The following is a 516-nucleotide window of genomic DNA, read 5'->3' on the forward strand; positions in this document are numbered from 1 at the left end:
AGTGTTAACAACATCCTTACGGGTGATGAAGATGCCGCTATTGCAGCCAACCGCTTCGGTGAAGATGCGACACTATTCGGACGTGTAATGAACTCCATGTTTGAAGGCAATGAGGCTATGCAGATTTCTCAGGTAACTGACGAAGATGCTATCTACGGCCTTGAAGCGATCGCCGAGCTCTTTGAGTTTGTCGACAGTAACGTTAAAGCGATACTTGAAACCTCTCCCGAACTATTCAAAGTACGTAACGCTGCTAACTCTATCTTCGAAAATTCTATCGCACTGAAAAAAGATACATCTACTCTATCGAACCAGTTCCAAAACCAGGCTGATGACCGCTTCTTTAACCCGAATACGGCTTATATCATTCTAGCGCTAATCATCATGTTGATTGTTTATGCTGGCTGGTACTTATACCGCGAATCTCAAAATCGTCTGCAAATGACGGAAGAACAGAACGAACAGAACCAAAACGCAATCTTACGTTTACTTGATGAACTTGCCGACCTTGCTGAT

At 43.6% G+C, this 516-nt stretch carries 1 pseudogene; it reads left to right on the plus strand.

Annotated elements, in window-relative coordinates:
- Positions 1 to 516, plus strand: a pseudogene (locus A3757_RS26445) (chemotaxis protein); the annotation flags it as partial.

It is taken from the genome of Oleiphilus sp. HI0117 (assembly GCF_001635235.1).